Raw genomic sequence first — 272 nt, 5'->3', positions numbered from 1 at the left:
GCGGGCACGCTGCCTGATTACGCCGATTTCGACGCGCCCGCGGCGCTGGCGGGCCATCGCGTGATCGACGTGCGCGCCTGCGCGTTGAGCCGCGTCGCCTATGCGAAGGCTTCGGGCCAGCATTATTCTTCGACGCAGCGCTTTCCGTTCGTGGCGGGCCTCGACGGAGCGGGCCGTCTCGACGATGGCCAGCGCGTCTACTTCTGCATGCCGCGCGCGCCGTACGGCGCGTTGGCGCAGCAATGCCTCGTGGCGGAATCGCTCTACACGCC

1 pseudogene is annotated in these 272 nt (G+C 69.5%); it reads left to right on the top strand.

The features are described 5' to 3' along the window. Positions 1-272 (top strand): annotated as a pseudogene (locus SB816_RS31725) (zinc-binding alcohol dehydrogenase family protein); the annotation flags it as partial.

The sequence above is a fragment of the Achromobacter sp. SIMBA_011 genome (genome assembly GCF_046535435.1).
GTDB lineage: Bacteria > Pseudomonadota > Gammaproteobacteria > Burkholderiales > Burkholderiaceae_B > Achromobacter > Achromobacter dolens.
This window is presented reverse-complemented; position numbering and strand designations above follow the sequence as displayed.